This window comes from Thainema salinarum CENA647 (assembly GCF_057732415.1).
In genome coordinates, this window is the sequence record NZ_JBYJZJ010000022.1 from 6,237,373 (window position 1) to 6,250,251 (window position 12,879).

The window sequence follows — 12,879 nt, forward strand, 5'->3', positions numbered from 1 at the left end:
TCAGGCTAAACCTCAGGGAAGAGGTTGATGGAGTCACCGTCTCGGAGAGTCACGATTGCTCGCTTATAGTGCGGACGATATCCAGCAAACCGACCGATCCGTCTTTTCTTGCGAGGAGGACGATGAGTACTGACTCCGACAACTTTCACGTCAAATAGAGACTCAATCGCTGCTTTAATTTCAGGCTTGGTAGCTTGTGGAGATACTTCAAATGTGTACTGGTTATTCTCTAGCAATAGCGTCGCCTTTTCGGTCACGATTGGACGACGGACGATGCTTGCGAGTTGTCCCGCATCTGGAAGACTAGTCACCATATACCTCCTGAATTTTCTCTAGAGCAGAAGCAGTCGCTACAACTCGGTCTGCTGACAAGATGTCATAGACATTCAGATTTGTAGCCAGGATAAGCTTGAGGTTTGCGACGTTGCGCGCAGACAGATAGACTTCCTCAGAACGTTCAGCCAAAACCAGCAAAACCTTATCGCCTGAGTTAGCCCCCCAACGAGATAGAGCTGCGACCAGATCCTTGGTCTTAGGCCGAGAAAATTCACTCGCAAACTCTTCAACCACAACCAAATCCTCAGCTCGGCTTTGCAGTGCGGTTCTCAGAGCCAAACGCCGCTCTTTGCGGTTCATTTTGACGCTGTAATCCCGTGGCTTAGGACCAAAGATGACACCACCACCCCGCCATAGAGGAGAACGGATTGAACCAGCTCTGGCTCGGCCTGTTCCTTTTTGCCTCCAGGGTTTACGTCCACCACCACGAACCTCTGCACGAGTCTTACTCGAAGCAGTTCCTTGGCGTGCATTGTTCATCTGCCGAATTAACGCCCGGTGAACAACATGAGCAGCATTCTCTTCTGATGCAACTCGCAAGTCTAAAGCGATGGTTTGGCCGGATTCTTTTCCTTGCCAATCTCGCACAACACATTCAACCATTTCCGCCATCCCCTATCTCTATCTGCCTTGATTAACTCAGCGAACCCTTAATCAAGCTACTTACAAACTACTTGCCTACAATTGTTGCCGGTTCAATCGTTAGAAAAGCTCCAGCCTTGCCTGGAACTGCTCCCTTGATCAGAAGAAGATTCCGTTCGGCGTCAACTCGAACCACGGTCAACTTTCGTACAGTAACCCTGGTGCCACCAAGACGCCCTGCCATCCGTTTGCCTGGATAAACCCGACCCGGTGTTGTTCCAGCGCCTGTGGAGCCGGGTAAACGATGGTTTTTAGAGCCATGCGCCATTGGGCCTCGGCGGAAGTTATGGCGCTTTTGGTAACCAGCAAAACCTTTACCAATACTGGTTCCAACAACGTCCACAAGCTGACCATTTTCAAAGAGATCAACCGTCAAAGATTGTCCCAGTTCATAGGATGAAATATCACTGACGCGGAATTCTTTTAGGTGGCGCAGGGGAGAAGCCTCTGCCTTAGCCAAATGACCTAGTTCTGGCTTAGTTAATGCCTTTTGGGCAACTTCGCCATAGCCAATTTGAATAGCCGAATAACCGTCAGTTTCTTGCGTTTTCACCTGGGTAACCGTGCATGGACCAGCCTGCACAACTGTTACTGGAATTGCACGACCCTCATCATCAAAGACTTGGGTCATTCCCAACTTGGTGCCAAGAATTCCAACAGACACGATAAGTAGTCTCCTTTTGTCTGAACACCGCAAAAAGGATCACAATGCACAGATTGGATCCAACAACTGCACGAACCTAAGAATCGCTGCTAAATCGCGAAGTGCAAGATGGTCATATACTCAGGCAAAAGCGTAAGACCATGCAACTCAGTCACATAGCCTCAGGGGTCACCCAACCCTAGCTGCATTTGCAGCTCAGACTCATCTGTAACTTAAACTCGGAACGTGTTCGCCTGGGAGACTTGGGAAGCCGAGGCAACCCAGTATCTCGACTAGAGCAGCACTCGAATGAACATCTCTAGTCATTTTTGGCGACAATTAAATAATATAGTCTAAGTTTTCGGCTTTGTCCACTAATCTGATGATTTTTTTTGGATGCGATCGCAAATATTCTGGCAATTATCGACAACTGGTTTCACCAAAGCCTAGTCTGAGACTCAATTTCAGGCAATATTGCCCGCTGGATGTAGAGCAATAAAGACAAAGGAATATTATAGTGATCTATGAGAATCAGCAATGTTAGATGCAGGATAGGTGCTGGTTAAGCGTTTATATTATTAATGATGTTTGGCGTTGACGACTTACGAATTGCATCTATGTGCATCCGCTATAACGTGATGCCCAGATGCGATAGTGAGCAGAAGTAAAGCATCAACTACTAAGCGCAATTGCAGTCAAAGGTGTTGAGCAGGCATTTTTATGGCACTACTGACAACCGGGAAAAAGTTTATCCGTGAGTTGGAAACCAGCGGGGCGTTAGCTGTCTATGTCCCTTTGGAAGGTGGTTTTGAAGGACGATATCAGCGTAGGCTGCGGGCCGCAGGTTATGAAACCCTCAATTTGACAGCGCGCGGATTAGGTGATGTTTCAGCCTATTTGACTGATGTCCATGGTGTACGTCCACCCCACTTAGGCAAAAAGAGCACCAGTTCTGGAGCGGCTGTGGGATACGTATACTATATTCCGCCCGTGGCAACATACCAGCTTGAGCATTTGGATGCCAAGAAAAAAGGGCTTGTGCTGTGGATTCTGGAAGGGACAGTCTTAACTCGGCAAGAGAAGCAGTATCTTGTTTCGCTGCCCAAGATGGAGCCTCGCATCAAAGTGATACTGGAATGTGGTGGAGAGCGCTATTTTCGCTGGACGCCACTTGAGAATGCGATCGCAACTGCAGTTTAGGCTTGAGCGAGTCCGTACCATATAAGCTCCAATTTGCAAAGACCCTATCAGGGCGTGGCACACCAAGCTTACGTTGCATAACGTGAAAAGTGAGTTTTGCCTAAGGTAGAGCTAAGCTTGAGGGGTAGGGTCATCTGAATGTCGTAGTTGGCAGTTTGGGATCTTGCCCAGCACACAATGGGCATCGCACCACAAAACATGGAGCCTTCCTGCCCCGATGTGCAAAGTTCTTGCCAACCCATGTCGTATGCTATTGGAGCTATTTATGAGCGGATATAACCCACCAAACCAGGGTAAACCGGGTCGTTTGCAAGGCGCAGGCACACGCGCTAGAGATGACAAGTCAGGCCAATCTGGAAATCCAGCGAATCCTGACTCTAATCAAGATCGGAATCGTCCGTAAGCAAGCTGCTGATACGGGCAAAATTGAATATTTAATATACCGATGAAAGAGGAGACTTGCGAGTGCGAGTCTCCTCTTTCGCTATCGCTACTGAGCTGTCATTTTCACAAAAAGCTTGTCCCAGTTATTGAGCGTCATGGTTTCAATTGATGTGTGCAATATGTGAGCTTGGCTACAAAAGGAAAGTAGCATCGGAGTGAGAGAATAATGTTGGTCGAACCTCGTCATTTTCAGTAGAAACGACTAGCATGAAGGGGTGGATAGATTGCAATGCCCTTTAAAGTCTCTGCAAGCAGGACACTGGTTTAAGCTTATCTGTGGTGCAAGTTTTCAGCATTTGCCAGCCGTGCATCACTTGACGCTGGCCTATGCCTTAGCTGGTGCAGACTGTATTGATGTTGCTGCCGATCCGGCGGTGGTTGCCGCTGCACGCAAAGCGCTTCAATTAAGCCACGAAATGGCCACTGCTTTACCTAACATGTGGCCATTTTTTGCTGGGCAACCTTGGCTAATGGTTAGCCTGAATGATGGAGAAGATCCACACTTCCGCAAGGCTTATTTTGATGCAGAGCATTGTCCGTCGGATTGCCCTCGTCCTTGTGAACAGATTTGCCCAGCTCAAGCCATCACGTTTCCAACCCAGCCTATTTTCTCAAACAGACAAGGACAAGAGGCGCAAACAGCTCAAGCGGGTGTGATTGAAGAGCTGTGCTACGGCTGTGGTCGCTGCTTACCCATTTGTCCCGTACAAAATATTCAGACTCACTCGTATGTATCCAATCCATCCGCGATCGCACCTTTAATTTTTCCCCAAGTCGATGCAATTGAAATTCATACGCAGGTGGGGCACTTTGAGCACTTTAAGCGGTTATGGCAGGCGGTTTTGCCTTGGGTGCCGCAACTGAAACTAGTGGCCGTCAGCTGTCCGGACGCGCCCAATGTGCTGGACTATCTGCGATCGCTATATGAGCTGATGTCGCCATTACCCACTGCCTTGGTTTGGCAAACCGATGGTCGTCCGATGAGTGGGGATATTGGCATGGGGACAACCCATGCTGCGATTCGACTGGGTCAAAAAGTATTGGCATCTGACCTGCCGGGATATGTCCAGCTAGCAGGCGGCACCAATCATTACACAGTTGAGAAGTTGCGATCGCAAAACCTACTTGCTCTACCAGAGCCTCAAGAATCTGTCTGGAGGCATTGGCAGAACTCTCAGCAATCATCACAGCGGTATGTGGCAGGTGTTGCCTATGGTAGTTACGCTAGAACTTTATTGGCTGAGGCAATTGAACGGTTAGACCAAGCTGAACTATCGTTTCACGCTTATGATTCGACATCCTATTTAGAAGCTCATCTAACTCCGATGCTGAATACTGAGCTAACCCGTGATCCATCCAATCTTGCTAATCGGCTTGCAGTTGAGCAGATGCCACATTCTGTTACCACCCATAACATAGCCCAGCAGCCGATACAGCCCAGTTTTCAACCCACCTTAGGAGGTCAGTCACCATCCCAATCTCAGTCCTCAACGCTTGAAAGTCCAAATGCGATCGCGCCATCTAGGAGTGATTGGATGCCCACATCGGTCACACAAAAATTGATCACACCGGAATTGATCTCGGCAGTTCAATTAGCGCGATCTCTCGTTGCTCAAATTAAAGAGTCATTTGCCAGTAATCCGGCTATAAAATCCTCAGATGCTGTTTAGCAAAACGCACGTATCGTGTGTATTCAGCTGATAGCAAATGCGATTTTCATGGACGGATTTGATATTACCTTCTCTAACACAATTGAGTTAGTTTTTGAGTCCATGAGTCAATTTGATAGCCATCGCTCTGATTTAACCGATTCTAATCCAGCTGAAGTTGCTGAGAAAGCTGAGAAAAAAGCTGGGACAAAGATTGCCAAAACCCAAATTACTGATGATTTAGATCAGCTACTGTCGATCTTGCCGCTCGATTTGCAGCGTCGTTTAACCAATCATGCTCAACGGAACCAGCTCATCGAAGTGGTTTTAGATGTTGGCCGTCGCCCAGAAGCACGCTTTTCAGACTCAGTTGAATATCTATCAGATGTTCCTGTCTCGCGTACCGATTTACAGCACTGCGTTGATCGAGTCGGCATGTTCAGCGGTGATAATCGGGCTGGAATCGAGCAAACCCTCCACCGGATCAGCGCCATGCGCAATCGGGCGGGAGACATCATTGGTTTAACCTGCCGAGTGGGGCGTGCCGTATTTGGCACCATTGGCATGATCCGCGATTTGGTAGAGACAGGCCAGTCTATTCTGCTGCTGGGGCGACCGGGTGTTGGCAAGACAACCGCTCTACGAGAAATTGCCCGTGTCTTAGCCGATGATCTGCAAAAGCGAGTAGTCATTATCGATACATCCAACGAGATTGCCGGCGATGGCGATATTCCTCATCCTGCAATCGGTCGGGCGCGCCGCATGCAGGTTGCACAGCCTGAGCTTCAGCATAAGGTCATGATTGAAGCCGTGGAAAACCATATGCCAGAGGTCATTATCATTGATGAAATCGGTACTGAACTAGAGGCATTAGCGGCCAGAACAATTGCTGAACGCGGTGTTCAACTCGTCGGAACGGCTCACGGTAATCAAATCGAAAACCTAATCAAGAACCCGACCCTATCCGATCTGGTCGGTGGGATTCAGTCGGTTACGCTGGGTGATGAAGAGGCACGACGACGCGGTAGTCAAAAGAGCGTGCTAGAGCGAAAAGCACCACCAACCTTCGATATTGCCGTAGAAATGCTAGAGCGGCAGCGCTGGGTTGTTCATGAAGACGTTGCCCAAACAGTCGATAGCTTGCTGCGGGGTCGGCGTCCGAATCCGCAGGTGCGTACTGTAAGCGAGAACGGGAAAGTTGTCATCACCCATGAGCTATCGGATTCCACCCCGGCAATGCTAAAGCGCCCAGCTCGCACCAACGAGTTAAGTAGTGATGTCTCAGGATGGCGTTCTTCTGGCCAGATGGCACCGCTACCGTACCGGAGTTGGACAAAGCGGCGGGATACCGTTCGTCCCCTCTATCCAGACGCTCAGCAAGACTTTACGCAGATGCTGGATCAGTCATTGGCAGGGGACATGCAAACCAGCCCTATGCAAGCCGATTCAGGTCGCTTGTCCGCAGTCGGGCCAAATGGCGAAGATCTGCTGCATCTATATCCATACGGCATCAGCCGACAGCAAGTTGAGCGGGTGATCCGAACGCTCAACCTACCTGTTGTCTTAACTAAGGATTTAGATTCCGCCGACGCGATTTTAGCGTTGCGATCGCACTTGAAAGGCCATTCGAAAATTCGCATGCTGGCCAAAAATCGGCAAATTCCTGTACATACCGTTAAATCCAACACCGTACCGCAAATCGTACGCGGCATGCAGCGGATGCTGGATATGGATGACATGTCTACACCTGAAGCAGTCAACTTGGAGCTGTTTTCCCACAGCGGCGCAGATGATGAAATCGAAGCTTTAGAAGAGGCACGGTTAGCGGTCGAGCAGATCGTCATTCCCAAAGGACAGCCTGTTGAACTGTTACCCCGTTCTGCTAAAGTCCGCAAAATGCAGCACGAGTTAATTGAACACTATCGGCTTCAATCATCTAGTTTTGGCGATGAACCCAATCGCCGCTTACGCATTTATCCGGCTTAATAGATGGTTGACTGCTTGGAATTTACAAGTACAGCCAATTCTATCTATTGGCGAAATGCACGCAATGCGTGCGTTTCGCCAATAGCTGTTTACGGTACTAAATCACTGCATCCCAACCGGCACCAGCCGAAGCCACAATAGAATTACCCGTCTTGACTCCATTGTCGATAAACCAGCTCACAGCATTGTAGTTCGACTCATTGAACCACAGCAGGTCATCAACCACTCCATCTCCATCCAAATCACTCACACCTTCGACTTCCCAACTCGTCGGAGCTGTATTGCTAAAAGTGAAGTTGCCAGTCCTCTGGGTGCCATCGGTCGTCCAAACCAGAGTCTGCCCCGTTTGATAGTTGCGCCAGACGATGTCGTCAATGTTGCCATTGGCTTCAAAATCACCCACACCCTGAGCTTTCCAAGCGGTGCTGACTGTGCCAAAGTCAATGTTGCCGACCCTTGTGGTGCCATTCATAGTCCAGACAATCGTTTTGCCAGTGGTCTGATTGCGCCAGAGGATGTCATCAGCAAAGCCGGAGTGGTCAAAGTCACCGACGCCTTGGATTTGCCAGCTGGTGGTAACGTTCTCGAGTGGAGTACTCCCAACTTTGTTGACACCATCCATGAACCAGACGACATTGCGACCATCTGCCGTGTTGCGCCAGAGGATATCGTTGCGCTGGCCATCGTTGTCAAAATCACCGACTCCGACAGTTGTCCAATCTGGGCTGGAGACCGTATCACCGGCGGGGCCACCTCCTAGTTTTTCGGAGCCATCAGTAAACCAGATGTTGGTCAATCCTCGACTAGCGTTGCGCCAGACAATGTCAGGCTGATTATCACCGTCGAAATCTGTAACACCGTTAGCCTCGTTGACATCATCTGTAACAGTGATTGATAGAGATTGAGTTGAGGTGCCACCTACACCATCATCCGCTACGACTTCGACTAAATAAACATTGTCCGTATTGGCATCAGTAGGAGCTTCAAAATTGGGAGAATTAACAAAACTGAGTTCTCCTGTAGTCGGATCAATAGAAAAGCGTAATGCATCTATATTGTTCGCTTCAGTGCTACTGCTGATGGAATAGGTAATGGGATTACTATCAACATCAGTTGCATTAACATCAATTGCTAGCAGCGTATTTTCCTCTACTGAAACTGATGTAGGCGATGTAAAAACTGGAGCGTTGTTTAAGTCTGAGGGTGGTAGAAAAATATTGTCAACAAAACCCCGATCTGATCCAGAATTAACACCTCCGTTTTTCTCGTATGACCAGGTAAATGTACGTTCGCCTGCTAAAACTGATGTAGAAAAGACCTGATAAGACTGATTCCCAGAGATGGAATCTTGCTCGACTCCATCAATATAAAATTTGAGGAAATCTGCTCCACTTTCAGAAGAGACACTCCAGTCAAACGAAACTGTACCGGCTTCGACGATTTCCAATGTGATAGACATCGAAGAGGATTGAAGAGCGCCAATCGTACCAGATTGGGCGCTAAAGCTGCCAGTGCTAGCATTTGAACCAATCGTCCAATTAGCACTGCCACCAAATTCCCAGGGCAGTCGACTAAAGTCACCCGTCTCAAATGTTTCGTCAGGGCTTTCGACTAGAATTTGGCTCGATGCCCAAGCAACAGCTTGTTCAAGGAGCTGATCGGCTTCACCAGTACGCAATGATGCACTGGAACCTACTGAGTAGGATGGACTAAGATAAACAGATCGACCTGAGCCATACTCACCAATGACTACAGTTGCGTCTGTATCACTTTTCGCTAAGATGGTGCCCTCAGCGTTCACTACAAACGGATATTCAGCAAACTCGTTTGCTCCAATCACAAAGTTAGATACACCCTGGGTAACTGGGTGTGCCGCATCTGTAATAGTGATGGCATCACCTGGAGATAAGAAGCCGTAGTCAGGATTCGCGCCGGTTGTGACAACCGGAATCACCGCATCAAGTGCAACTTCGTTGGCATTACTTGCGATTGATCCATACACAGACCAACCTGCTGCAACTAATCCACCGCCAGCTTGAACCCAGCTAGCGAGTGCAGAACCAAATACGCTAAAGCTATCACCCGACGGAGTACTACCATCGTTGCCAATAACGACAACATCGTAGTTATTAAGCTCAGCCTCAGAATCCAGTCCGTCTGGGGTAACTAAAACGGCTGTAAAGTCAAAATAGGTATCGTTATTGAGCTGATTAACAATGGCTTGCAAACCGCTGCTGTCACCTGTAGTAAGACCTGCAACGGCTACTCGAACAGCTTCTAGGACGTGCTGATACTGCTCAATAGCTTCTGCTCGAAAAGCAAGTTGCGGCTGAACTTCACCAATGTGAGCGTCTAAGATCCAGTTACCACCTAATGCAGGATTACCAATAGGAGTACTGGAAGCCGCTATATTGACAGTGGTGAGTTGATGCAGCTCGTTGATAAACTCTTCGCCTGCATCTCCAGCAGCAACATTACAGCCGTAAATCAATAATTCTGAATTGTGGTGGGCCAAAAACCAGGAACGCAGGTGTTCTGAGTAGTGGTTGAGTGTGTTGAGATTAAGCTGGCTATTGCCTAGATACAACCCGCCAGGTGCACCGTGTGCAATGAGATGGACTGAGAGAGGTCTTTGATCATCGGTTGAGCCGTAAGCATGGAGGATATTGGTAATTTGGAGAATGCCATCCTGATACGGATCAAGAACAGCGATTTCAAAATCAGGATGGGTACCAGCAAGAAGCTGCTGGTAATCAGGCACCTGAGAATCAACAATCAGAATCTGCTTGCTCATCGTGTATTCAACCTTTGATGTAGACATCTGCGTTAACATGGCAATTTTTTAGCTGGCTCTAGAATTCGCAATCTTATGAGGCGACAGTGCTAGCATTCCCATTTCCTGAAATAATCTAACGATTTTTGTAACTCTATCTGCCCTCGCCTACGTGTAAATACTTAACTGTAGAGATAGTTCTAATTAGGTGTGAATTGGTACTTTTACGTGAACAGCTACTGGCATAATCGGCCCAGTGAATTGGAGCATCCAAATAAATGCGTCTAGACAATAATGCTGTAGCTGTTCCATTTAGATATTTGGTTTTGCCAAAGTAATAATTATTACGTTCAACTCCATCTATAAGTTGTTTGACCAAGTCCGCTAGGATGAAGTTGCATTAGTCTTGCAGAGGTTTGACTAATGCAATGTGGATCAGAGTTGTTTGGAGTTCAACGGTTGTCGCTATGTTAGAGGCTTTGCAAACCCAGCTTTATCAAATTGAACAGGTTGCTGATTCTTTGGTGAATGGGCAGCTTAATCACTTAAATATTGTGAGCTTGGCCATGATTTTTTTGGCGGGTTTGCTGACAAGTTTGACGCCCTGTATGCTATCGATGCTGCCAATTACGATTGGCTATATCGGTGGATATGAGGCAGATAGCCGATTACGGGCAGCCATCCAATCAATTTGGTTCTCACTTGGCTTGGCGACAACGCTGGCTGGTCTGGGTATTATCGCCGCAGTGGTAGGACGCGTTTACGGGCAAATCGGCATGGGTTTGCCGATTATTGTGAGCGCGATCGCAATTTTGATGGGCTTGAATTTACTAGAAGCGCTACCGCTAAAACTGCCGTCTTTCGATGGGATGCAGTTCATTCCAGACAACCTGCCGCAAGGAGCCCGATCGTATCTAATTGGATTGACGTTTGGCTTAGTTGCTTCACCCTGTAGCACCCCCGTGCTGGCTACGCTGCTGGCCTGGATTGCCAAAACCCATGATCCCGTTTTAGGCGGTGGGTTGTTGCTGGCCTACACCGTTGGTTATGTATCGCCGCTTGTATTAGCCGGAACGTTTACTGCATCAATCAAGAAGTTTTTAGAGATTCGCCGCTGGTCCAGCTGGATCACTCCAGCAAGCGGGGCTTTGCTGGTTGGGTTTGGCGTTTTTTCGCTGATGTTTCGGTTATTTCCGACCGTTTAGGCATAGCCGGAACGCTGGTCTATAAGCGCTTTAGAGCGTTGTGGTTTTAGGGATGAACTGGATAGAAGGGCGATGCCCCTCTACCCAGTTCATTTTTTAGATGGAGAGGCTCTATGCGCGATCGCAAACTGGCACAACTCATCCTTATTCAATGCCTGAGAGAAATGTCAAAATAGGATCAACAAGCATATTGAAGCCTTTAACTCCCGAGCTTAAAGGCTTCTAAGAATAGGCCATAGGTTAGCCCAATTTTCAGGGCGTTGGCCATATCAAGTAGATGAATGGGGCGAGCGGGACGGCTCAGATCAGGTGTCTCTGTCGGTTGAACCTGTTGCTTCCGTCGCCGATAAAACAAGAAACTGATCACCTCAACGGTAATCAGTAGCAGTGATGACACCAAAATATCTAAATCAGCCGTTTGCCCGGTCGTAGTTGAAATTACGTTCGCCAAAAAGAATCCAAACAAAAGATTCATCAAGATGACTGAAAGTCGTCGCCACGGGTTACTGAGCCATTGGCCTAACTGATCAGCACCAACGGCGAAAAAGCGGTTAAGGCGGGTATTCTGCATGGGTCGTATATCTGGCGTCAGCTAAAAAATCGTCTGCAAAAATCTAACAACTGAGAGCAACAGAAACAGTCATAAAAGAGTAAATAAGGGAGCCGAGAGACGGTGGATAAGTCAAACACACCCTCTGATCAGACAGTTAAACTCACGTCGCTCAAAGTATATCCTGCTATTTTGGCTGCGGTTGGAGTTGCGATCGCGCTGCTAGCTATTGGCCGATACTGGGGCGCATCTGAGCAAGCGGTATCAACCGATATTGATACTAGCCGTCTGTCTCCCGACATTCCAGCGGCTCCGTCTGATCCCACTCGTGACAATTCTACCGCTGGGGATCAAATCCCTGGAGAACAGCCAACGGTACCGATAACGGAAACGGATACGGATACGGATACGTCTCCTGCTGAGACATCTGCGGCAGCTTTAAGCAGCAATCTTCGCGTCAGCAATCGTACGGTTCATCCGATCCGAGTGGCCCTACTGCCTCAAGTTGAGGCCGCTAAGGCTAATCCTGATGGCACAGCAGCAGCTTATGATGTGCCAGTCCATTGGGATTTTGCGCCTGGAGAAGGCAGTCAGCAGGGTTTGCTTCTATCGCTACCCGATCAGAATATCCAACTGCAGGCGGGCGATATCCTAGTGGCCTTCGCGCAGGATGGTTCACGCGTCTACTGGGGGCCTTATGTGGTGGATCAAACTAATCTGCCGCTGTGGAACGAATCCCAACAAGAATGGCAACTCATTTTGGAACCTTGATTTCATCTACTCGTCAGTGGTTGATCGAAGTTCTTTCGAAGCCCTTCTGGGCTTGGTGCAGAGTACGAGACTTGATTCCAATGGGATGCCATTTCCCGTTACAGTAGGGTCTGAATCCATTTGACAAACATATGCGGCAAACGACGGATTGGGTATTAGTGCGGCTGATGAAGTGGTGGGAAACCCAACCACGAGCAGCCCAGATTTTATCAGCTCTCTGGCTGGGGATCATTTGCAGCGTAGCGTTTCTGCTGCATCTCGGTAGTATTGGTTTAGTTGATGAAACCGAGCCGCTCTTTGTAGAAGCCTCACGCCAAATGACGGTTACGGGCGACTGGATTACGCCCTATTTCAACGGTGAAACTCGCTTCGATAAACCGCCGCTGATTTACTGGCTGATGGCCCTGGGATTTCAAACCTTTGACGTGAACGAGTGGACAGCCCGCTTACCATCTGCATTGAGTGCGATCGCACTAGTTGTCTTAGGCTTTTACACTCTGCGACGATTTGGCTATCCTCGTCCCGGCAGCGTATCTGTATCTACTGCCTCCCAACTTCCCCCACTACCAACCATCAGCCAACCCAACTCCACAAATTCCGACCCGACTTCCCCCCCTCCCTCCCGCCGCTTCAGACATTTTCACTGCTGATCCCACGGATTCGCCATCATCTAGTTCAGT

General features: G+C 48.5%; 11 protein-coding genes. 6 read left to right on the top strand and 5 right to left on the bottom strand.

The features are described 5' to 3' along the window. Nucleotides 1–5: 5 nt before the first annotated feature. The 3 genes from AC286M_RS34225 to rplC form a co-directional block, all read right to left on the bottom strand. Nucleotides 6–314 carry a 50S ribosomal protein L23 gene (locus tag AC286M_RS34225; protein ID WP_488208654.1) on the bottom strand — a complete coding sequence of 103 codons (309 nt, stop codon included), beginning with the start codon at nucleotides 312–314 and terminating at the stop codon, nucleotides 6–8. After that, a complete protein-coding gene (gene rplD, locus AC286M_RS34230; protein ID WP_488208655.1) occupies nucleotides 304–939 on the bottom strand; it encodes a 50S ribosomal protein L4 in 636 nt (211 codons plus the stop codon). The genes AC286M_RS34225 and rplD overlap by 11 nt, the downstream gene beginning before the upstream one ends. Nucleotides 940–1,006: 67 nt before the next feature. Next, nucleotides 1,007–1,642, bottom strand: a complete 636-nt coding sequence (gene rplC, locus AC286M_RS34235; protein ID WP_488208656.1) for a 50S ribosomal protein L3 — start codon at nucleotides 1,640–1,642, stop codon at nucleotides 1,007–1,009. Nucleotides 1,643–2,341: 699 nt separating this feature from the next. Between rplC and AC286M_RS34240 the strand changes: the two genes are divergently transcribed. The 3 genes from AC286M_RS34240 to AC286M_RS34250 all read left to right on the top strand — a co-directional run bounded on the left by AC286M_RS34240 (nucleotide 2,342) and on the right by AC286M_RS34250 (nucleotide 6,900). Further along, a complete protein-coding gene (locus tag AC286M_RS34240) occupies nucleotides 2,342–2,821 on the top strand; it encodes an NAD(P)H-quinone oxidoreductase subunit N (protein ID WP_488208657.1) in 480 nt (159 codons plus the stop codon). 668 nt (nucleotides 2,822–3,489) lie between these two features. Beyond that, nucleotides 3,490–4,935 (top strand): circadian clock protein LdpA, encoded by a 1,446-nt coding sequence (gene ldpA, locus AC286M_RS34245; protein ID WP_488208658.1) that lies wholly within the window; start codon nucleotides 3,490–3,492, stop codon nucleotides 4,933–4,935. Between the two features lie 102 nt (nucleotides 4,936–5,037). Beyond that, nucleotides 5,038–6,900, top strand: a complete 1,863-nt coding sequence (locus AC286M_RS34250) for a R3H domain-containing nucleic acid-binding protein (protein ID WP_488208659.1) — start codon at nucleotides 5,038–5,040, stop codon at nucleotides 6,898–6,900. A gap of 97 nt (nucleotides 6,901–6,997) precedes the next feature. On the opposite strand, the gene AC286M_RS34255 is transcribed toward AC286M_RS34250, so the two are convergent. Beyond that, the gene (locus AC286M_RS34255; protein WP_488208660.1) at nucleotides 6,998–9,721 is read right to left on the bottom strand and encodes a DUF4347 domain-containing protein; all 2,724 of its coding nucleotides are present in this window, start codon (nucleotides 9,719–9,721) and stop codon (nucleotides 6,998–7,000) included. 419 nt (nucleotides 9,722–10,140) lie between these two features. On the opposite strand from AC286M_RS34255, the gene AC286M_RS34260 reads away from it, so the two are divergent. Beyond that, complete coding sequence (locus tag AC286M_RS34260; RefSeq protein ID WP_488208661.1) at nucleotides 10,141–10,878, top strand: cytochrome c biogenesis protein CcdA; 738 nt, start codon at nucleotides 10,141–10,143, stop codon at nucleotides 10,876–10,878. Nucleotides 10,879–11,077: 199 nt separating this feature from the next. Here AC286M_RS34260 and AC286M_RS34265 read toward each other — a convergent pair whose 3' ends face one another. Then, on the bottom strand, nucleotides 11,078–11,449 hold the full coding sequence (locus tag AC286M_RS34265) for a DUF565 domain-containing protein (RefSeq protein ID WP_488208662.1): 372 nt from the start codon (nucleotides 11,447–11,449) through the stop codon (nucleotides 11,078–11,080). A gap of 102 nt (nucleotides 11,450–11,551) precedes the next feature. On the opposite strand from AC286M_RS34265, the gene AC286M_RS34270 reads away from it, so the two are divergent. Together AC286M_RS34270 and AC286M_RS34275 are read left to right on the top strand one after the other, a co-directional pair. Then, a complete protein-coding gene (locus tag AC286M_RS34270) occupies nucleotides 11,552–12,199 on the top strand; it encodes a hypothetical protein (protein WP_488208663.1) in 648 nt (215 codons plus the stop codon). A gap of 131 nt (nucleotides 12,200–12,330) precedes the next feature. Then, nucleotides 12,331–12,849, top strand: coding sequence for an ArnT family glycosyltransferase (locus tag AC286M_RS34275; protein ID WP_488208664.1), 519 nt, complete (start codon nucleotides 12,331–12,333; stop codon nucleotides 12,847–12,849). The last annotated feature ends 30 nt before the right edge of the window (nucleotides 12,850–12,879 follow it).